This window comes from Variovorax sp. YR750, assembly GCF_900109805.1.
Classification (GTDB): Bacteria; Pseudomonadota; Gammaproteobacteria; order Burkholderiales; family Burkholderiaceae_C; genus Variovorax; species Variovorax gossypii.
On record NZ_FOBJ01000001.1, the window covers coordinates 1 to 19,870 of the forward strand.

General features: G+C 67.0%; 21 protein-coding genes. 9 read left to right on the forward strand and 12 right to left on the reverse strand.

The features are described from left to right. The coding region (locus tag BMY35_RS37520; RefSeq protein ID WP_218152971.1) for a Fe-Mn family superoxide dismutase at positions 1 to 93 on the forward strand (93 nt) is incomplete at its 5' end. A gap of 68 nt (positions 94 to 161) precedes the next feature. Here the strand turns inward: BMY35_RS37520 and BMY35_RS00005 are convergent. The 3 genes from BMY35_RS00005 to BMY35_RS00015 form a co-directional block, all read right to left on the reverse strand. After that, positions 162 to 632: a DUF192 domain-containing protein gene (locus tag BMY35_RS00005; RefSeq protein ID WP_093194955.1), complete on the reverse strand. Its 471-nt coding sequence runs from the start codon at positions 630 to 632 to the stop codon at positions 162 to 164. Between the two features lie 97 nt (positions 633 to 729). Continuing rightward, positions 730 to 933, reverse strand: a complete 204-nt coding sequence (locus tag BMY35_RS00010) for a hypothetical protein (protein WP_093195565.1) — start codon at positions 931 to 933, stop codon at positions 730 to 732. 154 nt (positions 934 to 1,087) lie between these two features. Beyond that, on the reverse strand, positions 1,088 to 1,411 hold the full coding sequence (locus BMY35_RS00015) for a nuclear transport factor 2 family protein (protein ID WP_093194956.1): 324 nt from the start codon (positions 1,409 to 1,411) through the stop codon (positions 1,088 to 1,090). Between the two features lie 219 nt (positions 1,412 to 1,630). Here BMY35_RS00015 and icd point away from each other — a divergent pair, with 219 nt between their 5' ends. From icd to BMY35_RS00050, 7 genes are all read left to right on the forward strand, one after another. Further along, positions 1,631 to 2,890 carry an NADP-dependent isocitrate dehydrogenase gene (icd, locus tag BMY35_RS00020; protein WP_093194957.1) on the forward strand — a complete coding sequence of 420 codons (1,260 nt, stop codon included), beginning with the start codon at positions 1,631 to 1,633 and terminating at the stop codon, positions 2,888 to 2,890. 250 nt (positions 2,891 to 3,140) lie between these two features. Then, entirely contained in the window at positions 3,141 to 3,500 is a 360-nt protein-coding gene (gene clpS / locus BMY35_RS00025) for an ATP-dependent Clp protease adapter ClpS (RefSeq protein ID WP_093195566.1), read from the forward strand. A 67-nt stretch (positions 3,501 to 3,567) separates the two neighbouring features. Next, positions 3,568 to 5,889 carry an ATP-dependent Clp protease ATP-binding subunit ClpA gene (clpA, locus tag BMY35_RS00030; RefSeq protein ID WP_093194958.1) on the forward strand — a complete coding sequence of 774 codons (2,322 nt, stop codon included), beginning with the start codon at positions 3,568 to 3,570 and terminating at the stop codon, positions 5,887 to 5,889. A gap of 112 nt (positions 5,890 to 6,001) precedes the next feature. Continuing rightward, positions 6,002 to 7,447, forward strand: a complete 1,446-nt coding sequence (gene cls / locus BMY35_RS00035) for a cardiolipin synthase (RefSeq protein ID WP_093194959.1) — start codon at positions 6,002 to 6,004, stop codon at positions 7,445 to 7,447. Continuing rightward, a complete protein-coding gene (gene sbcB / locus BMY35_RS00040) occupies positions 7,448 to 8,887 on the forward strand; it encodes an exodeoxyribonuclease I (RefSeq protein ID WP_093194960.1) in 1,440 nt (479 codons plus the stop codon). Positions 8,888 to 8,910: 23 nt separating this feature from the next. Continuing rightward, entirely contained in the window at positions 8,911 to 9,645 is a 735-nt protein-coding gene (locus BMY35_RS00045) for a CatB-related O-acetyltransferase (protein WP_093194961.1), read from the forward strand. A 24-nt stretch (positions 9,646 to 9,669) separates the two neighbouring features. Next, entirely contained in the window at positions 9,670 to 10,119 is a 450-nt protein-coding gene (locus tag BMY35_RS00050; RefSeq protein ID WP_093194962.1) for a DUF3574 domain-containing protein, read from the forward strand. A gap of 33 nt (positions 10,120 to 10,152) precedes the next feature. Here BMY35_RS00050 and BMY35_RS00055 read toward each other — a convergent pair whose 3' ends face one another. Beyond that, a complete protein-coding gene (locus BMY35_RS00055) occupies positions 10,153 to 11,139 on the reverse strand; it encodes a Bug family tripartite tricarboxylate transporter substrate binding protein (RefSeq protein ID WP_093194963.1) in 987 nt (328 codons plus the stop codon). Between the two features lie 69 nt (positions 11,140 to 11,208). Here BMY35_RS00055 and BMY35_RS00060 point away from each other — a divergent pair, with 69 nt between their 5' ends. Next, positions 11,209 to 12,042 (forward strand): NAD-dependent protein deacetylase, encoded by an 834-nt coding sequence (locus BMY35_RS00060; RefSeq protein ID WP_093194964.1) that lies wholly within the window; start codon positions 11,209 to 11,211, stop codon positions 12,040 to 12,042. Here the strand turns inward: BMY35_RS00060 and BMY35_RS00065 are convergent. The 8 genes from BMY35_RS00065 to BMY35_RS00100 form a co-directional block, all read right to left on the reverse strand. Further along, positions 12,039 to 12,935 carry an alpha/beta hydrolase gene (locus BMY35_RS00065; protein WP_093194965.1) on the reverse strand — a complete coding sequence of 299 codons (897 nt, stop codon included), beginning with the start codon at positions 12,933 to 12,935 and terminating at the stop codon, positions 12,039 to 12,041. The genes BMY35_RS00060 and BMY35_RS00065 overlap by 4 nt on opposite strands. Before the next feature lie 76 nt (positions 12,936 to 13,011). Then, positions 13,012 to 14,298: an amidohydrolase family protein gene (locus tag BMY35_RS00070; RefSeq protein ID WP_093194966.1), complete on the reverse strand. Its 1,287-nt coding sequence runs from the start codon at positions 14,296 to 14,298 to the stop codon at positions 13,012 to 13,014. Positions 14,299 to 14,328: 30 nt separating this feature from the next. Further along, on the reverse strand, positions 14,329 to 14,784 hold the full coding sequence (locus BMY35_RS00075) for a hypothetical protein (protein ID WP_093194967.1): 456 nt from the start codon (positions 14,782 to 14,784) through the stop codon (positions 14,329 to 14,331). Between the two features lie 23 nt (positions 14,785 to 14,807). Further along, positions 14,808 to 15,281: a hypothetical protein gene (locus BMY35_RS00080; RefSeq protein WP_093194968.1), complete on the reverse strand. Its 474-nt coding sequence runs from the start codon at positions 15,279 to 15,281 to the stop codon at positions 14,808 to 14,810. After that, positions 15,281 to 16,204 carry an ABC transporter permease gene (locus BMY35_RS00085; RefSeq protein ID WP_093194969.1) on the reverse strand — a complete coding sequence of 308 codons (924 nt, stop codon included), beginning with the start codon at positions 16,202 to 16,204 and terminating at the stop codon, positions 15,281 to 15,283. Before BMY35_RS00085 ends, BMY35_RS00080 begins: the two co-directional genes overlap by 1 nt. Continuing rightward, positions 16,205 to 17,269: an ABC transporter permease gene (locus BMY35_RS00090; protein WP_176947614.1), complete on the reverse strand. Its 1,065-nt coding sequence runs from the start codon at positions 17,267 to 17,269 to the stop codon at positions 16,205 to 16,207. Then, positions 17,269 to 18,924 (reverse strand): ABC transporter ATP-binding protein, encoded by a 1,656-nt coding sequence (locus tag BMY35_RS00095; RefSeq protein WP_093194971.1) that lies wholly within the window; start codon positions 18,922 to 18,924, stop codon positions 17,269 to 17,271. The genes BMY35_RS00090 and BMY35_RS00095 overlap by 1 nt, the downstream gene beginning before the upstream one ends. After that, complete coding sequence (locus tag BMY35_RS00100; RefSeq protein ID WP_093195567.1) at positions 18,915 to 19,868, reverse strand: 5'-methylthioadenosine/S-adenosylhomocysteine nucleosidase; 954 nt, start codon at positions 19,866 to 19,868, stop codon at positions 18,915 to 18,917. The genes BMY35_RS00095 and BMY35_RS00100 overlap by 10 nt, the downstream gene beginning before the upstream one ends. Positions 19,869 to 19,870 lie beyond the last annotated feature (2 nt).

Here is a 19,870-nt window from a genome sequence, read left to right on the forward strand (position 1 = left end):
TACATCGACTACCGCAACCTGCGCCCGAAGTTCGTCGAGACCTTCCTGGCCAAGCTGGTCAACTGGGACTTCGTTGCCAAGAACTTCGGCTGATCCCGAACTCGCCCAACAAAAAAGCCGACCATGGGTCGGCTTTTTTGTTGGCTATGGACAGCAAATGATCAGCGCTTGCCGGCTGCGAACAGCTCGCCGCCGAGCTTGGCACCCTTCTTGATGTTCTTCTTGGCGAACCAGCCCTGGTTCATTTCGAGCACGTAGCGCACAGGCTCCTGCGAGCAATGCGTGCTCTCGGTCATGGGCTGCATGTCGGCCAGGTTGACGATACGGCCGTCGTCGGCAACGAAGGCGGCGGTCAGCGGCAGAATCGTGTTGCGCATCCAGAAGCACTGTGTTGCCGGTTGCTCGAACACGAAGATCATGCCTTCGGCCTGGGGCATTTCCTTGCGGAACATCAGGCCGATTTCACGTTGAAGAGGGGTTTGCGCGACCTGCGCGTCGATCTTGTACAGGCCGACCGACAGTTGCGTGCGCGGCAGGTCGGTCTGGGGTTGCTGCTGGGCATGTGCCGGCATCATGAACGATGCGGATGCGAGAAGCAGGGAGAGCAGGGCGGCTAGACGCTTGATGAGCATCGGACGACTCTTTCAGGGCGGGGCCAGGGCCCGGCCTGGATTAAAAATGCCAATAAAAATGCCCGCTGATGCGGGCATTGCCGGTGAGCGGGGAAGCTTACACCTTCTTGGCAGCGGCCGTGTGGGCCTTGGCAACGTGGCGAACCTTGTGCTTCTTGGCCGCGGCGTGCTTCTTGGCGGGAGCGTGCTTGGCGGCAGCCTTGGCTGCGGGTGCCGGAGCAGCCGTGGTGGGTTCGGCTTGTTGAGCGAAAGCGCCGACGGCGAAGAGACCGGCGACCAGGGCTGCGAGCAGCTTGTTCATGAACATATCCTTTGAAATTCGTTGATCTGGATTGGCCTTCTTGCGGAAGGTAGACATTCAACGAAGGCCGTTTTCCGCGGTTGACAGGACAAAGCTGCTTTCAGGCGAAAAAAAAGCGCTCCGAAGAGCGCTTCTTTTTTGCAGGCAGGCCGAATTACTTCGGGGTGCCGCCTTGGGTCGACTTGCGCTTGACGCTGCCGTCCTTGTTGCGACGACGCTGGTCGCGGGTTTCAGCACGCTTCTCGCCAGAGGCAGCAGCCTTGTCGGCACCGATGGCGCCGCCTTCGGGGGTCTTGGCTTCGTCGCCAGCCGGGCCCTTGACCTGGCCAGCGGGCTTGGCGGCCTTCTTGGTTTCGGCGCGCTGCTGCGACTTGCTGTTGGTGGCGTTGCCTTGCTCGGGCGTCGTACCTGCCGGGTTTTGGGCGTAGGCGCCAGCGGCGAACAGGCCAGCGATCATGACTGCGAGAATTTTGCTCATTGATGATTCCTCTATCGAGAATTGGTTGGAAACGCCTCCCGGCGAGCAGAAGGTCAGCCACTAACGAGGCCATTGGCCCGTCGGTTGACAAACGCTTGCTGATGGGTTGCGTCTAAAATGTACAGCGATTTGTTCGCCGGCTGTACAGCGGAATACGCGCCGTGTCTGAATTCGCTGACAGTTGTCAAAAGTACGTCAATCCCGGAGCCGTCCTCTCTCATGACCAGTTATCAGCACATCAAAGTCCCGACCGAAGGCCAGAAGATCACGGTCAACGCCGACAACTCCCTCAATGTGCCTGACCAACCGATCATTCCTTTCATCGAGGGCGATGGAACCGGCCTGGACATCACGCCGGTGATGCTGAAGGTGGTGGACGCCGCCGTGGCGAAGGCCTACGGTGGCAAGAAGAAGATCCATTGGATGGAGGTCTATGCCGGCGAGAAGTCGACCAAGGTCTATGGCCCCGACGTCTGGCTTCCCGAGGAAACGCTGCACGCCGTGCGCGACTACGTGATTTCCATCAAGGGTCCGCTGACCACGCCCGTCGGCGGCGGCATCCGTTCGCTGAACGTCGCGCTGCGCCAGGAACTCGACCTCTACGTCTGCCTGCGCCCCATCCAGTATTTCGAGGGCGTTCCGAGCCCGGTGCGCGAACCGCACAAGACGAACATGGTGATCTTCCGCGAGAACTCGGAAGACATCTACGCCGGCATCGAGTTCGAAGCCGAGAGCGAAAAGGCCAGGAAGCTCATCAAGTTCCTGCAGGACGAAATGGGCGTCAAGAAGATCCGCTTCCCCAACACTTCGGGCATCGGCGTCAAGCCCGTGTCGAGGGAAGGCACCGAGCGCCTCGTTCGCAAGGCGCTGCAATACGCGATCGACAACGACAAGCCCAGCGTCACCCTGGTGCACAAGGGCAACATCATGAAGTTCACCGAAGGTGGCTTCCGTGACTGGGGCTACGGCCTCGCTGCCAAGGAGTTCGGCGCCGAGCTGATCGACGGCGGCCCGTGGATGAAGTTCAAGAATCCGAAGACGGGCAAGGAAATCACCGTCAAGGACAGCATCGCCGATGCATTCCTGCAGCAGATCCTGCTGCGCCCCGCCGAATACAGCGTGATCGCCACGCTCAACCTCAACGGCGACTACGTGTCCGACGCGCTCGCCGCGCAGGTGGGCGGCATCGGCATCGCCCCGGGCGCGAACCTGAGCGATACCGTCGCCATGTTCGAGGCCACCCACGGCACGGCCCCCAAGTACGCCGGCAAGGACTACGTGAATCCTGGTTCCGAGATCCTCTCGGCCGAAATGATGCTGCGCCACATGGGCTGGAAGGAAGCCGCCGACCTGATCATCAGCTCGATGGAAAAGTCGATCGCCAGCAAAAAGGTCACCTACGACTTCGCGCGCCTCATGGACGGCGCGACGCAGGTGAGCTGCTCGGGCTTCGGCCAGGTGATGATCGACAACATGTAATTGCCGTGCATTCCGACGTCCCCGGGGCGTCGCGGCAATCGAAGGAGCCCTTGAACTTCCGGAAGGAATTCAAGGGTTTTTTATTGGTTTTTCATCCGGCGGCCAGCTGAAGTTTTTGCCTAAAACTCCTTGCCGCGGCCCTTCATCGAAATGCTGTCGCAAGCGCCGCAATCCCCTTGAATTGTCGGATATGCGCCACCAAGTTTTTCCGGGTCGGCACAGCGCTTGCACGCTCTATAGAATCATTTTCATGGCAACGAGAATTCCCAAAACTCCCACCACCCCGCCGGCGCAGAAACCGGCCGGGGACGACGGAGATTCGGTCGTCCTGGAGCGCCGGCCGCAGAAAACTGCGCCGCCCCAGATGTACCAGGTGGTGATGCTGAACGACGACTACACGCCCATGGAGTTCGTGATCGTCGTGCTGCAGGAATATTTCAACAAGGATCGCGAGACCGCCACCCAGATCATGCTCAAGATCCACCTCGATGGCCGGGGCGTCTGTGGGGTTTATTCCCGCGACATGGCCGCCACCAAGGTCAACCAGGTCATGGAAGCCGCGCAGCAGGCCGGGCATCCGCTCCAATGCGTGAGCGAACCTGTTGCATGAACCAGTTGAATTGCGCAAGCTCCAACCCATCTGAGAACTTATTTACAGCAAGGCAAAAGGAAATCACATGATTGCCCAGGAACTGGAAGTCAGCTTGCACATGGCCTTCGTCGAGGCCCGGCAGCAACGCCACGAGTTCATCACCGTGGAACATCTGCTGCTCGCTTTGCTGGACAACCCGAGCGCCGCGGAAGTTCTGCGCGCCTGCTCGGCCAACGTCGACGACCTGCGGGCGTCGCTCACCAACTTCATCAAGGACAACACGCCCCAGGTGGCGGGTACCGACGATGTAGACACCCAGCCCACCCTGGGTTTCCAGCGCGTGATCCAGCGCGCCATCATGCATGTGCAGTCCACCGGCAACGGCAAGAAGGAAGTCACCGGCGCCAACGTGCTGGTCGCGATCTTCGGCGAGAAGGACTCGCACGCCGTGTACTACCTGCACCAGCAGGGTGTCACGCGCCTCGACGTGGTGAACTTCATCGCCCACGGCATCAAGAAGAGCGATCCGCCTGAAGCCGTCAAGGGCAGTGGCGAAGCTCCCTCGGGCGAAGGCGAAGAGGGTGGCGGCGAACGCAACGAGAAGGCTTCGCCGCTCGAGCAGTTCACGCAGAACCTCAACCAGATGGCCAAGGACGGCAAGATCGATCCGCTGATCGGCCGCGAGTACGAGGTCGAGCGCGTCATCCAGATCCTGTGCCGCCGGCGCAAGAACAACCCGCTGCTGGTCGGCGAGGCCGGCGTGGGCAAGACCGCCATCGCCGAGGGCCTCGCATGGCGCATCACGCAGGGTGACGTGCCGGAGATCCTGGCCGAGTCGAACGTGTTCTCGCTCGACATGGGCGCGCTGCTGGCCGGCACCAAGTACCGCGGCGATTTCGAACAGCGCCTGAAGGGCGTGCTGAAGTCGCTGAAGGACAAGCCGAACGCCATCCTCTTCATCGACGAGATCCACACCCTGATCGGTGCGGGTGCTGCCTCGGGCGGCACGCTCGATGCGTCGAACCTGCTCAAGCCGGCGCTCTCGAGCGGCCAGCTCAAGTGCATCGGCGCGACCACCTTCACCGAGTACCGCGGCATCTTCGAGAAAGACGCGGCCCTGTCGCGCCGTTTCCAGAAGGTCGACGTGGTCGAGCCGTCGGTGCAGGAAACCGTCGACATCCTGAAGGGCCTGAAGTCGCGCTTCGAGGAACACCATGGCGTGAAGTACGCCGTGGCGGCCCTGCAGGCCGCGGCCGAGCTCAGCGCCAAGTACATCAATGACCGTCACCTGCCCGACAAGGCGATCGACGTCATCGACGAAGCCGGCGCCGCCCAGCGCATCCTGCCGCCGAGCAAGCGCAAGAAGACCATCAGCAAGACCGAAGTCGAGGAAATCGTCGCGAAGATCGCGCGCATTCCCCCGGCCAACGTCAGCAACGACGACCGCAGCAAGCTGCAGACCATCGAGCGCGACCTCAAGAGCGTTGTGTTCGGCCAGGACAAGGCACTCGAAGTGCTCGCCTCGGCGGTCAAGATGGCTCGCTCGGGTCTCGGCAAGGGCGACAAGCCGATCGGCTCGTTCCTGTTCTCCGGCCCCACCGGCGTGGGCAAGACCGAAGCGGCGAAGCAGCTCGCCTACATCATGGGCATCGAGCTGATCCGCTTCGACATGTCGGAATACATGGAGCGCCATGCGGTGAGCCGCCTGATCGGCGCGCCTCCGGGCTACGTCGGTTTCGACCAGGGCGGCCTGCTGACCGAAGCCGTCACGAAGAAGCCGCACGCGGTGCTGCTGCTCGACGAAATCGAGAAGGCGCACCCGGACATCTTCAACGTGCTGCTGCAGGTCATGGACCATGGCACGCTGACGGACAACAACGGACGCAAGGCCGACTTCCGCAACGTCATCATCATCATGACGACGAACGCGGGCGCCGAGACCATGAACAAGGCGACCATCGGCTTCACCAACCCGCGTCAGGCGGGCGACGAAATGGGCGACATCAAGCGTCTGTTCTCGCCTGAATTCCGCAACCGGCTGGACGCCATCGTCAACTTCAAGGCGCTCGACGAACAGGTCATCCTGCGCGTTGTCGACAAGTTCCTGCTGCAGCTGGAAACCCAGCTCAGCGAGAAGAAGGTGGAAGTCACCTTCAGCGACAAGCTGCGCAAGCACCTGGCGAAGAAGGGCTTCGATCCGCTGATGGGCGCACGCCCGATGCAGCGCCTGATCCAGGACACGATCCGTCGTGCACTGGCCGACGAACTGCTGTTCGGACGCCTTACCGACGGTGGCCGCCTCGAAGTCGACCTCGACGACAAGGACGAAGTGCTGCTCGACATCCAGCCGCTTCCGAAGAAGGAGGGCAAGTCCAAGCCCGAAGCAGAGGAAGCAGCAGCAGGGTGATACCTTGCGGTTCCTGAAATGAAGCCAAAGGCCGGTAGCATCGCTACCGGCCTTTTTCTTTGGGCCCGCCCATATCGAATCACCGTCACAGCCGCCCCAGCCGCCTCCCGCCTTGATCCTCCCCGAACTCAGCCACGAATGGAAAACCGGCCTCTCCCTCGCATGGAGCGGCTACATCGCGGTGTTGTCGGTGTGGATAGTGATGCAGAAGCGCGCGCCAGTGTCGACGATGAGCTGGATCCTATCGCTGGCGCTGCTGCCGTTCGCGGGCTTCGTCGTCTATTACTTCCTCGGGCCGCAGCGCCTGAAGAAACAGCGCCTCAAGCGGCTTCGCAGCCGTGCCGGCGCTTCGGCCCAGGCCGACGTGGCACGGCTGCGCGACGCAGCGCAGAACGCGCCACCGGCGCTGCAGCAGATGGCCAAGCTGGGCACCGCGACCTGCGGGCTGCCGGTGTCGAGCGCCGTCGACGTCGAGCTGCTCTCGGGCGGCGCACGCACCTTCGATGCGATCTTCGAAGCGGTGCGCGCCGCACGAAACCACATCCACCTCGAGTACTACATCTTCGAGCCCGACAGGATCGGCACCGCGCTGCGCGACCTGCTGATCGAACGCGCCAAGGAGGGCGTGAAGGTACGCCTGCTGATCGACGCACTCGGCTCCAAGCGCATCGGCCGCAAGTTCATGGCGCCCATGCTGGAGGCGGGCGTCGAGGTGGCGCTGTTCCACGACACCAAGATCGGCCGCCGCCTGCGCCCCGTGACCAACTACCGCACCCACCGCAAGATCGTGGTGTGCGACGGCCGCGTCGGCTTCACGGGCGGCGTGAACATCACCGATGAGGAAGACAAGCGCACCAACCCCGACGCCTACCACGACGTGCACCTGCGCATCGAAGGCAGCGCGGTGCGCTGGCTGCAGACCACCTTTCTCGAAGACTGGGCCTATGCCACCGGCGAGAACCTGCGCGGCCTGGACGATGCCCTGAACGCCATGCTGCCCCAGCTGGAGGCGGGAGACATCCCCGTGCAGATCGTCACCAGCGGCCCCGACAGCCCCATGGAAGCCATCCACCGCATGCACGTCGAGGCGATCCATTCGGCCACGCATCGCGCATGGCTCACCACGCCGTACTTCGTGCCCGGCGAGCCGGCGCTCATGGCATTGACGAGCGCCGCGCTGCGCGGCGTCGACGTGCGCCTGCTGGTGCCACGCCGCAGCGACTCGGCCATCGTGAGCGCCGCCGCGCGTTCGTACTTCGACGAGCTGATCGCCGCCGGCGTGAAGGTGTGGGAGTACAAGGCCCGCATGCTCCATTCCAAGACCTTGGTGGTGGACGACCATTGCGCGATGATCGGCACGGCCAATTTCGACAACCGCAGCTTCCGCCTCAACTTCGAGGTCTGCGCGGTGGTCTATGGTCCGGAACTGTCCCGGCCGCTCGCGACGCAGTTCGAGACCGACCTGCACAGCTCCGGCGCGGTGCGCGCCAACCGGCGCCAGGGCTTCTGGCGCCGCCTCGGCGACGCCATCGCCCGCCTGTTTTCACCCTTGCTCTGAATGAACCACACCTTTCTCTGGCACGACTACGAAACCTTCGGCGCGGTGCCGCGCCGCGATCGTCCCTCGCAGTTCGCGGCCATCCGCACCGACGCCGAGCTCAACGAGGTCGGCGAGCCGCTGATGATCTACTGCAAGCCCGCGCCGGACTACCTGCCCAGCCCCGAGGCCTGCCTCATCACCGGCATCACGCCGCAGGTGTGCCTGGAGCGCGGCATTCCCGAGCACGAATTCGCCGCGCAGATCGAGCGCGCCTTCTCGCAGCCCGGCACCATCGGCGTGGGCTACAACACCATTCGCTTCGACGACGAGGTCACGCGCTTCCTGTTCTGGCGCAACCTGATCGATCCGTACGCGCGCGAATGGCAGAACGACTGCGGCCGCTGGGACCTGCTCGACGTGGTCCGCCTCACGTATGCGCTGCGCCCGGACGGCATCGAGTGGCCGAAGAAGGAAGACGGCAAGCCCAGCTTCAAGCTCGAAGACCTGGCGCGCGCCAACGGCCTGCTGCACGAGTCGGCGCACGATGCGCTGTCTGACGTGCGCGCCACCATCGCGCTGGCTCGCCTCATCCGCAGCAAGCAGCCCAAGCTGTTCGACTTCGCCTTCGGCCTGCACAAGAAGGACCGCGTCGCCACCGAACTGGGCCTGCCCGCGACGCGCGAGACCGCGAAGCCCTTCCTGCATGTCTCGGGCATGTTCCCGGTCGAGCGCGGCTGCCTGGCCGTGATGTGGCCGCTGGCGAGCCACCCCACCAACAAGAACGAGCTGCTGGCCTGGGACCTGGCCCATGACCCCAGCGAGCTGCGCGACATCGACGTCGAGACGCTGCGCCTGCGCCTCTTCACCCGCACGGCCGACCTGCCCGAGGGCGTGGTGCGCCTGCCGATCAAGGGTGTGCATCTCAACAAGTCGCCGATGGTCGTCGGCAACCTGCGCACGCTCGCAGCGCCCATGGCCGAGCGCTGGGGCGTCGACCTCGACACGGCGATGCGCCACGCGGCCATCGCGCGCGACCTGCCCGACATGAGTGCCATCTGGTCGCAGGTCTATGCCCGGCCCAAGGAGGCCACGCCTGACGTCGACGAAGACCTGTACGGCGGCTTCGTCGGCAATGCCGACCGGCGCCGGCTGAACCAGCTGCGCGGCCTGTCGCCCGAGGAGCTGGCAAAGGACCGCACCGGTTTCGACGATGGCCGGCTCGACGAAATCCTCTTCCGCTACCGCGCCCGCAACTGGCCTGAACTGCTCAGCGAGGACGAGGTCGAGCGCTGGGAGGCACTGCGCGTGGCAAAGCTCTTCAAGGGCGAGGGCGGGGCGCGCACCATCGAGATGCTGTTCAGCGAAGTCGATGCGCTCTCGGAGAACGCCGACGAGCGCGGGGAAGAGATCCTCGGCGCGCTCTACGAATACGCCGAGGCCATCGCGCCCGAGGCCTGATCGACAGACCGGACCGTGCAGCCATGAGCCTGAGCATCAACGCCGAACTCTCGAAGGGGCTCGAAAGCTACGGGCTCTACCTGTCTGACGGCTGCCTGCTGCCGACGCCGCTGCGCTTCGAGACGCCGGCGCGCGTCTGGCATGCGGCGCAGTTGCACGGCCGCTGTTCCATTGGCGCGTACTCGAGCATCTCGCCCGGCGCGCTGCTGGTCGACGTGAGCATGGGCCGCTATTGCTCCATCGGCGATGGCGTGCAGACCCTGTCGGACCATCCCGCCGACTGGTTCACGACGCACATGCTGGCCTACGCGCCCAACTTTCCCGAGCCGTACCGGCACCAGTCGGTAGGGCAGTTCCCGTCGCATTCGCCGGTGACCATCGGCAACGACGTGTGGATCGGCTCGCGGGTCAGTCTCAAGAGCGGCATCACCATCGGAGACGGCGCGGTGATCGGCGCCGGCGCGATCGTGACGCGCGACGTGGCGCCTTTCACCGTGGTGGGCGGCGTGCCGGCGCGCGTCATCCGCCAGCGCTTTCCCGACGCGCTCGTCGAACGCATCCGCGCCTGCCCCTGGTGGGACTGGGACCTGCGCACGCTGGCGCTCGACTGGCAGCGTCCGGAGGCGGCCCAGTCGATGCTCGAAGAAGCCGTTGCCGCGGGCAGCCTGTCGCGCTGGAACCCCGGCTGGCGCCTGCTCGACCGCGGCGAGCCGCCCGCCGAAGGCCAGCCGGCACCGCTCGTTTTTCTGCCGGGTTGAAGACGGCGCATGGAGGTAGCTCGCATGAAGACAGCAGGCATTCCATCTCTTGCTCGCGCTGCATTGGTGGCGGCCCTGGCGTCCGTCGCGCTGGCCGGATGCGGCTCCTTGCCGTCGTCGCCCGGCGGTGCGAAGGCCTGCGGCAGCGGCTTCGAAACCTTCGAGCGCGACACGCTGTATTTCGGCCGTGCCATTCCCTCGGGCGGCCAGGTGTCGGACGCCGAGTGGACGGCTTTCCTGGACGCCACCGTGACGCCGGCCTTTCCGCAGGGCCTGACGGTGATCGATGCCGCCGGCCAGTGGCGCGGCGTATCGGGCGACGTGGTGCGCGAGCGCTCCAAGCTGGTCGTGCTGCTGCACCCGCGCAGCGAGAAGGACGATGCCGCCATCGCGACCATCGTCGGTGTCTACCGCCAGCGCTTCGCGCAGGAGGCCGTGCTGCAGGAGAGGCAGGCCGTCTGTGTCCGCTTCTGACCAACCGCCTCCGAAAGCGCCGCGGCCGCGAGGCTACAGCTTGATTCCCGCCCCCTTGACCGTCGGCCCGAGCACATCGACCTGCTCCTTCACGAAGCCGTTGAACACGGCCACCGTCTCCGGCTTGGCCACGATGCCCAGCTCGGTCAGCTTCTTCTGGATCTCGGGCATGGCCAGCACTTCGTTGCAGGCCGCGTTGAGCCGCGTCACCACGTCCGGCGGCAGCCTGGCCGGCCCCGATAGGCCGAAGAAATTCTCGAGCACCAGCTTCGGCTGACGCAGCTCGACCATCGTGGGCACGTCCGGCATCAGCGGCGAACGCTGCGTGCCCGTCACGGCCAGCGGCACCAGCTGGCCGCTCTTGAAGAAGGGAACGTACGAGGTGATGACGTCGATGCCCACCGGAATGGTGTTGGCGATCAGGTCGGTGGTCATCGGCGCACCGCCGCGATAGGGCACGTGCACCATGTTGATCCCGGTGACCTTCTTCAGCAGCTCGCCGTGGATGTGCCCGACGGACCCGGGGCCGCCCGAGCCGAAGTCGATGCGGCCTTCCTTGCGCGCCAGCGCTTCGAAGTCGGCGAAGGTCTTGAGGCCGGAGGCCTTGCTCGCCATGACCACCAGCGGTGCCGCGCCCAGGTAGGCGACGTGCGTGAAGCCCGTTACCGGGTCGTAAGGCAGCTTGTCGAGCGTGAACGGCCCGAGCGCGATCGGCGTGGTGTTCGACAGCATCAGCGTGTAGCCGTCGGCCGGCGACGACGCCACAAGCGCGCCGCCGATGGTGCCGCCCGCGCCGGGCTTGTTGTCGACCACCACGGGCTGCCCCAGCTTCTTCGCGAGCTGCTCCGCCATCACGCGCGCCAGCACGTCACTGGAGCCGCCGGGCGGGAAGGTCACGATGATCTTGATGGCCCGGTCGGGCCATTGGGCGAAGGCGGGCAGGGCGGTGGAGGCTATGCCTGCGGCAAGAATCTGCAGCGCATCGCGCCGCGTGGGGCGAGAGGGGCGGGTGTGGATCATGGCGTTCTCCGGCGACGGACAAGAGCCAGGGCTTTAGCAGGAATCGGGCCGCCGACTTATGCTCGCCGCATGTCCGCCAACCCCGCCGCATACGCCGAGCTCGCCGACTTCGCCACACGCCACCGCAAGCTCTTCGTGCTCACGGGCGCGGGGTGCAGCACCGATTCGGGCATCCCCGATTACCGCGACGTCGACGGCGAATGGAAGCGCCCGTCGCCCGTCACCTACCAGGCTTTCATGGGCGAGGAATCCACGCGACAGCGTTACTGGGCGCGCAGCCTGATCGGCTGGCCGACCATGGCAGGTGCCCGTCCGGGCGCCGCGCACCGCGCGCTGGCGCAGCTCGGCGAGGCGGGCAGGGTGGGCCTTCTGCTCACGCAGAACGTCGATGGCCTGCACGAAGCGGCCGGCAGCCGGGGCGCCATCGATCTGCATGGCCGCATCGACACCGTGCGCTGCATGGGCTGCGAGCGGCGCACGCCGCGCGCGGAACTCCAGGTCGAACTGCGGCGACGCAACCCGCGATGGGCCGAGCTGGAGGCCCGCGCCGCGCCCGACGGCGATGCCGACCTCGAAGGCCGCGATTTCTCGAGTTTCGACGTGCCGGCCTGCCCGCATTGCGGCGGGCTGCTCAAGCCCGACGTGGTGTTCTTCGGCGAGAGCGTGCCGAAGGAGCGCGTCACCGCTGCCTTCGCCGCTCTGGAAGACGCCGACGCCGTGCTCGTGGCCGGTTCATCGCTGATGGTGTATTCGGGCTTTCGCTTCGTGCAGGCCGCCGTCGCCGCGGGCAAGCCAGTGGCTGCGGTGAACCTGGGGCGCACGCGGGCCGATCCGCTTCTCTCGCTGAAGGTGGAACGCCCCGTCGGCGAGGCGCTGACGGCGCTTGCGCAGGAGCTTTCCTAGCTCCGGCCCGATGCCTTGGGCAAGGAGCGGATGAAGGCGTCGACCGCCGTGGTGTAGGCGCCGGGCAGCCCCAGCTCGGCATTGATCTGTGCGTGCGAGAGATCTTCCGGCGCCACCTCCGCGCGGCCGCCCGTTGCCGTGATGCGCGTCGCGAACTGCCGGGCCTGCGTGCATGAACCGTCGCGGCGCTGCGTGGAGCACACCAGCAGCATCGGCGGCGCGCCGGGCGCCAGCGTGTCGGTGGGCGACACGCTGCGCCAGAAGGCGGGATCGCTGCCGAACACGCGGTCGTAGAAGGGCATGTGGCGGCGCTGCATCAGCGCGGCCGTATCGAGCGCTGCGCTGTCCAGCGCCACGGTGCCGAGCCACGGACGGGCACCTTGCTGCCGGGCGATGGAAGGCGATGCGCTGAGCAGCGCCACGAGGTGCGCGCCGGCCGAATGTCCCATGAGCACGAAGCGGCCGGCGTCGCCGCCCCACGAGGGTGCGCTCGCCTGCGCGGTGGCGACGGCACGCGCGACGTCCTGCGCCTGCTGCATCACGTCGACCTGCGGCACGAAGCGGTAGCTCACCGAGACGAGGATGAAGCCCTGTCCGCGCACCCAGTGCTCGACCTTCTGGCTCACCACCGAGGCCGCCGCCTTGTCGCCGAACATCCAGGCCCCGCCATGGACCATCACGAGCACCGGCGCGCCTTGCTGCGGATTCGGCGGCAGGTAGACGTCCATGCGCTGGCGCGGATCGGGGCCGTAGGGCTGGTCGGCCAGCACGCGCACGCCGGCGGGCGGCGCGGCCGTTTCGGCGGTCGGCTGCGCAATGGCCTGCGAGAACGCCGGTGCCAGCAGCAGCGCCGCCGCGAAGATCCGTGCAAGACTCCGTGCAAGACGCTTCATGAGAGGACTCCCCGTGAACCGATGAGGGCCGGATTTTCGCGCGGCAGCAGCCCTGTCGCCGGCCTGACCGCTCCGCTCAACCGGCGTGCTTCGGCGCCATCCAGCTCGTCGAGGCGCCCCGGCCCGCGATGTGGAGGTTGGCGGTGGCGGCCGGCGTCTCGGCCAGCAACTGCCCCTTGCGGAACACCTTGAGCCGAGCGGCGCGCAGCCGGATCGCCTCGACCGGGTCGCGCGCTTGCAGCAGCACGAAGCTGGCGTCGCAGCCGGCGTCGAGGCCGTAGTTTTCCAGGTGCATCACGCGCGCGGCATTCGTCGTCACCGCCTCGAAGCACTGGCGGATGCCGGCCTGGCTCGTCATCTGCGCCACGTGCAGGCCCATGTGCGCCACTTCGAGCATGTCGCCCGAGCCCATGCCGTACCAGGGGTCCATCACGCAGTCGTGGCCGAAGGCGACGCTCACGCCGGCTGCCATGAGTTCGGGCACGCGCGTCATGCCGCGGCGCTTGGGGTAGGTGTCGTGGCGGCCCTGCAGCGTGATGTTGATGAGCGGGTTGGAAACCACGGAGACGCCGCTCTGCGCGATCAGCGGAAGCAGCTTGCTCACGTAGTAGTTGTCCATCGAGTGCATCGACGTGCAGTGCGAGCCGGTCACGCGGCCCTGCAGCCCGAGGCGATGGGCCTCGAAAGCCAGTGTCTCGATATGGCGCGAGAGCGGGTCGTCCGATTCGTCGCAGTGCATGTCGACCAGCTTGCCGCGCGCCGCCGCGATCTCGCACAGCAGCTTCACGCTCGCGGCGCCGTCGGCCATGGTGCGCTCGAAGTGCGGGATGCCGCCGACCACGTCCACGCCCTTGTCGAGGGCGCGCTCCAGGTTCTCGACGCCGCCCGGCGAGCGCAGCACGCCGTCCTGCGGAAAGGCGACCAGCTGCAGGTCGAGGTACGGCGCCACCTTGCGCTTGACCTCCAGCAGCGCATCGACCGCGAGCAGGCTCGGGTCGCTGGTGTCGACGTGGGAGCGCACGGCCAGCAGCCCCTTGGCCACTGCCCAGTCGCAGTACGCCAGCGCGCGCTCGATGAGCGCATCGGCCGTCAGCAACGGCTTCAGCTCGCCCCACAGCGCGATGCCTTCGAGCAGCGTGCCGCTCTGGTTGACGCGCGGCAGGCCATAACTCAGCGTGGCGTCCATGTGGAAGTGCGGATCGACGAAGTGCGGCGAGAGCAGCAGGCCCTGCGCATCCAGCTTCTCCTGGGCAGGCACGTCGAGGCCGGGCGTGACTTCGGCGATCCGCCCGCCCTGCACGGCGACCGACATGTCGGTGCGGCCGTCGGGGAGGGTGGCGTTGGTGATGAGGAGGTCGAGCATCGTGGAGGCCCTTTCTTGTTCCTCGCGAGGCTATCGGAGAGCCCAGCGGTTGTTCCGGTTGTGGATGTAGATGTACACGTTGTCGCTGCGGTCGCGGGCGACGCCGGCGCTGCCCCATGGGAATGCGGTCGAGGTGCCGGAAACGCCCATGGAGGCCAGCCAGCGTTCGTGAAAACGGTACCGCTGGTCGACGCTGCCGTAGAAGTCGGCGTCCTCGAGCTTGCACAGGGCAGGTGTCGTGAGCGTGAGGAAGCAGCTGACCAGCAGAAACTCCTCGAAGCGCAGTTCGAGCTGCGCGGTCATGTCGCCGGATGTGGTGGTCGTGCGTGCGAATACGCAATCGACGAGCCGGCCTTCGACATTCACGGCCTGGGTTGTCTGCACGAAGGAGTCCGGCAGGCTGGCGGCGCGGGTGTCGATGCCGGCAACGATCCCGGCCGCCGAGAGACGACCGTTCGTGATGTCCAGATGGAGCGCCGTGTTCACCTCACCGCCCGGATGCCGGCGTCTCAGCGCGTGTTCTGCGCCCGGTAGCGGTATTGCCCCGGTGCGGGCCCGACCTCGATGGTCACGCGGCGCAGCTTCTGGTCGTGTCCCGAATCGGCCTTCGCGGTGACGACGATGCCGCGCGGCGTGGCGCGGCAGGTGAGGTCGGAAAGAGAGATTTCCGCGTGGTCGTTGTCGAGCTCGGCAATGGCCACCGTGTGCTCGGCGCGCAGGCTGCCGTTGGCGTCGCGCGTCATCCATTGCACGTAGAGGAACGACTGCGCGTACTGCTCGGCGTGCACCACGCGGTAGGTGCCCTGGTGGTCCTTGCCCCAGGTCCCGCACATCTGCACCCAGGTCACCGCGTCGGCCGTGCTGAAGGCTTCGTAGCCGTAGTTCATGCCCAGTGCGTGGGCGCCGTTGCCGCCCGATCCCAGCAATGCCAGCAATGCTGCGAGCAGTGCGCCTCGCGCGGCGGTGGCGGTCCTCGTGGTCATCAGCGTTCCCCCTTGCGGTACGGTTTCATCAGTGCCTGCGGGTAGCTCGCCTTGCGCGCCACCAGCACCAGCGCCAGGATCGACAGCAGGTAGGGCAGCATCAGGTAGATCTGGTAGGGCAGCACGGCGTCGCCGGATTGTTGCAGCCGAAGCTGCAGCGCGTCGAAGAAGGCGAACAGCAGCGCGCCCAGCAGGGCCTTGCCCGGCCGCCAGGAGGCGAACACCACCAGCGCCACGCAGATCCAGCCCCGGCCGTTCACCATGTTGAAGAAGAAGGCATTGAAGGCCGACAGCGTGAGGAAGGAGCCCGCCATGCCCATCAGCGCGGAGCCAGCGACGATCGCGCCGGTGCGCGTGGCCGCGACCGACACGCCCTGGCTCTCGGCAGCCTGCGGGTTCTCGCCGGCCATGCGAAGCGCGAGGCCCAGCGGCGTGCGATACAGCAGCCAGCCGACGGCAGGCACCAGCAGCAGCGCGAACAGCGTCAGCGAAGTCTGTGCATTCAGCACGGGCACCGGCAGCCAGTCCATCGGCGCGAATGGCGTGATGGTGGGCGGCGTGTTCACCTTCGGAAAGCTCACGCGGTAGCCGAAGTAGCTCAGCGCGGTCGCCAGCAGCGTGATGCCCAGCCCCGAGACGTGCTGCGAAAGCGCCAGCCCGACGGTCAGGAAGGCATGCAGCAGCCCGAAAACCATGCCCGCGAGCGCGGCCACGGCCACGCCCACCCACAGCGGCGCGCCGGCATACACCGCGAGCCAGCCGGTGAAGGCGCCCGCGACCATGATCCCCTCGATGCCGAGGTTGAGCACGCCCGCGCGCTCGCACAGCAGCACGCCGAGCGTGCCCAGGATGAGCGGCGTGGCGATGCGCAGCACCGCGACCCAGAAGGATGCGTTGGCAAGGATGTCGAGGAGGTCGCTCATCTACTTCTTCAGCTTGATCTGGTACTGCGTGAGCAGCGTCGCGACCAGCACCGCGATCAGCGAGGCCGCGACGATCACGTCGGCGATGTACGTCGGCACGCCGACCGCGCGGCTCATGGTGTCGGCGCCCACCAGCACGCCCGCCACGAATACCGCCGCGGCGATCACGCCCAGCGGATGCAGCCCCGCCAGCATCGCGATCACGATGCCGGTGTAGCCATAGCCCGGCGACATGTCGAGCGTGACGTAGCTGGTGCGGCCCGCCACCTCGATGGCGCCGGCAAGGCCTGCCAGCGCACCCGAGAGCAGGGCGACCATCACCACGGTCCGCGTCACCGGCACGCCGGCAAAGGCGGCGGCGCGCGCGTTCGCGCCCACGGCGCGGATGTCGAAGCCCAGCACGGTGTACTTGAAGATCGCCCAGACCATCACCGAGAGCGACACCGCCCACAAGAGGCCGGTGTGCACCCGTGTCTGCGCGACGAGCTTGCCCAGCTCCAGGTCGGACTGCAGCGAAACGCTCTGCGGCCAGCCCATGGCGGTCGGGTCCTTCATCGGCCCGTCGAGCAGGGCCGACACGCCCAGCAGCACGATGAAGTTGATCAGCAGCGTGGTGACGACCTCGTCCACGCCCAGCCTGTTCTTCATGAGCGCCGGGCCCAGCAGCATCAGCGCGCCGGCGATGGCGGCGGCGAGCATCATCAGCGGAAACAGCAGCCAAGGCGACAGCTCGAAACCGGTGCCCCCATGCATGCCGCCCACCGCCACCGCAGCCAGCGCGCCGGCATACAGCTGGCCTTCCGCGCCGATGTTGAAGAGCCGCGCTTTGAACGCGACCGTGGCCGCCAGCCCGGTGAGGATCAGCGGGATCGCGCGCGTCAGCGTCTCGCTCCAGGCGAACACCGAGCCGAAACCGCCCTGCAGCAGCAGCGCGTAGGTGCGGCCGATCGGCGCGCCGGCCCACAGCACCAGCAGCGCGCTGATCGCCATCGTGAAGAGCACCGCGCCGATGGGGGCGAGCACCAGCGCCGTGCGCGAGGTCTCGTGGCGTCGTTCGAGCCGCATCATGACGAGGCTCCCTTGCTGGCCTGGGATGCCGACGTCGCGCCGGCCATCGCCAGCCCGATGGCCTCGCGTGTCCACGCCGCCGCCGGGCGCGCTTCGCCCAAATGGCCGCCGTGCATCACCGCCACGCGGTCGCCGAGCGCGAGCACTTCGTCGAGGTCGTCGGAAATCACCAGCACGGCCGCGCCGGCGTCGCGCGCGGCGATCAGCTGCTGCTGCACGTAGGCGACGGCGCCGATGTCCAGGCCCCAGGTCGGCTGGTGCGCGACGATCAGGCGCGGCGCGCGGTTCGGGTGCTTGCGGTCGCCCTTGTCCATGCCGGGGGCCGGCTCTGGTTGTTCGGGCGCCAGCAGGGCACGGCCAAGAATAAGTTTCTGCATGTTCCCGCCCGAGAGCGAACGGGCCGGCGCCATCAGGCCGGCACCGCGCACGTCGAACGCCTTCTCGATGCGCCGTGCATGGAGCCGTGCGGCGGCGCGCTTCACTATCCACGACCAGCGCGAGAACACCGGGCTGCGCAGGCGCTCCGACACCGCGTTCTCCCACACCGGCAGGTCGCCGACCACGCCGACCGCATGCCGGTCTTCCGGGATGCGCGCGACGCCGCGCTGCACCAGCCGTGCAGGCGAGGGCGGCAGCGCGCGGCCCATCAGCTGCGCCGTGCCCGAGGCCGCGCGGCGCGTGCCGCACAGCAGTTCGGCCAGCGCGACCTGCCCGTTGCCGGAGACACCCGCGATGGCGGTGATCTCGCCCGCGCGAAGCGTCAGCGACACCTCGCGCAGCCGGTCGCGCCCGTCGCCCTTGTCGGAGGCCGCGGTGCTCACACGGTCGAGCACGCAGACGGCATCTCCCACCGACTTCGCGGGCCGCCGCTGCGGCGCTTCGACCGCATGCCCGACCATCCACAGCGCGAGCTGCGCCTGCGTGGTGCCCGCCGTACGTGCCTCGGCCACCAGCTTTCCACCGCGCAGCACGGCGATGCGGTGCGACACGCGCAGCACCTCGTCGAGCTTGTGGCTGATGAAGATCACCGACAGCCCCTGCGCCACCATCTGCGCGAGCGTGGCGAAGAGCGCCTCGCTTTCCTGCGGCGTGAGCACGGCGGTCGGTTCGTCGAGGATCAGGATTCGCGCGCCGCGATACAGCGCCTTGAGGATTTCCACGCGCTGGCGCTCGCCGACGGACAGGCTTCCCACGAGCGCGTCAGGCTGCACCGGCAGCCCGAAGCGCCTGGCCACGTCGAGCAGCCGCTCGCGCGCGGCCGCGCGGCGCGACACCGGGCTCCACAGCGGCTCGGTGCCCATCATCACGTTGTCGAGCACGCTCAGGTTGTCGGCCAGCGTGAAGTGCTGGTGCACCATGCCCACGCCCGCCGCCAGCGCCGCCTTGGGGTTGCCCGGCGGCAGCGGCGAGCCGAAGACCTCGATGCCGCCCTCGTCGGCGACGTAGTGGCCGAAAAGAATGGACATCAGCGTGGACTTGCCCGCGCCGTTCTCGCCGAGCAGCGCCAGCACCTCGCCCGACTTCAGGTCGAGCGAGACCGCGTCGTTGGCGACGAGGGTGCCGAAGCGCTTGGTGATGCCCTGCAGGCGCAGGACGGTGGCCCTTGCTCCCTCCTCGGGAGGCAGCGGCGAAGAAGGCGCCGTCACTTCCATGCGGCCAGGAAGGCCAGCATGACCTTGGCGGAGTTGTCCGCCGCGATGCCCATGAAGGTGCCCATCTCGTTCTCGCCGTCGCCGCCGCCCGCGAGGTCGCTGAGCGAGCGGAAGGCGATGAAGGGCACGCCGTTGCTGTAGGCGACCATGCCCACGGCGGCGGTCTCCATGTCGAGCACGTTGGCCTGGAAGGTCTTGTAGGTGTATTCGCGGTAGGCCTTGTTGTCCATGAAGGCCTGGCCCGAGACGCCGTTTCCGCCCACCACCAGCTGGGGCTTGCGCGGCAGGCACTTGCCGGCGCTGCAGTTGGCCAGGTCGACGTTGCGGATACTGCGCGCCACCTCGATCATCTTCGGGTCGGCCTCGAACCAGAACTTGCGCTGGATCTCGGGCCGCGCCGCAGAGCGCACCTCGACCGGGCGCGGGAACATCATGCCGAAGTTGGGCAGCGTTGCGTCGGTGATGAAGGGCGGGGCGGCGTATTTGCCGGGCGAGGTCTCGCGCGCCATCAGCACTTCGAGGTACTGGCCCCATTGCGCCGGCACGGTGACGTCACCCACGTGCAGCGACGGGTTCACGCCGCCCGCGATGCCGCTGAACACGATGTTCGTCACGCGGAAGCGGTTGAGCACCAACTGCGTGTTCATCGTCGCGTTCGTCATGCTGATGCCCGACAGGAAGAGCACGACCGGCTTGCCTTCGAGCGTGCCGGTGGTGAACTCCACGCCGTTCACGCTGTGCTTCGCCGGGCCTTGCAGGCGCGTCAGCAGCAGCTTCAGCTCGGGCTCGAAGGCCGAGAGCACCGCGATGCGCGGCGTGTCGTCGAGCCGGGTGCTGCTGTTGATGGCGACGGCGCCGCCCTTGTAGACACCCACGCAGCCGCTCAGGCCGATGGCCAGCGCGCCGGCTGCGAGGAGGGAACGCCAGCGGATCGTCGTCGTCATCG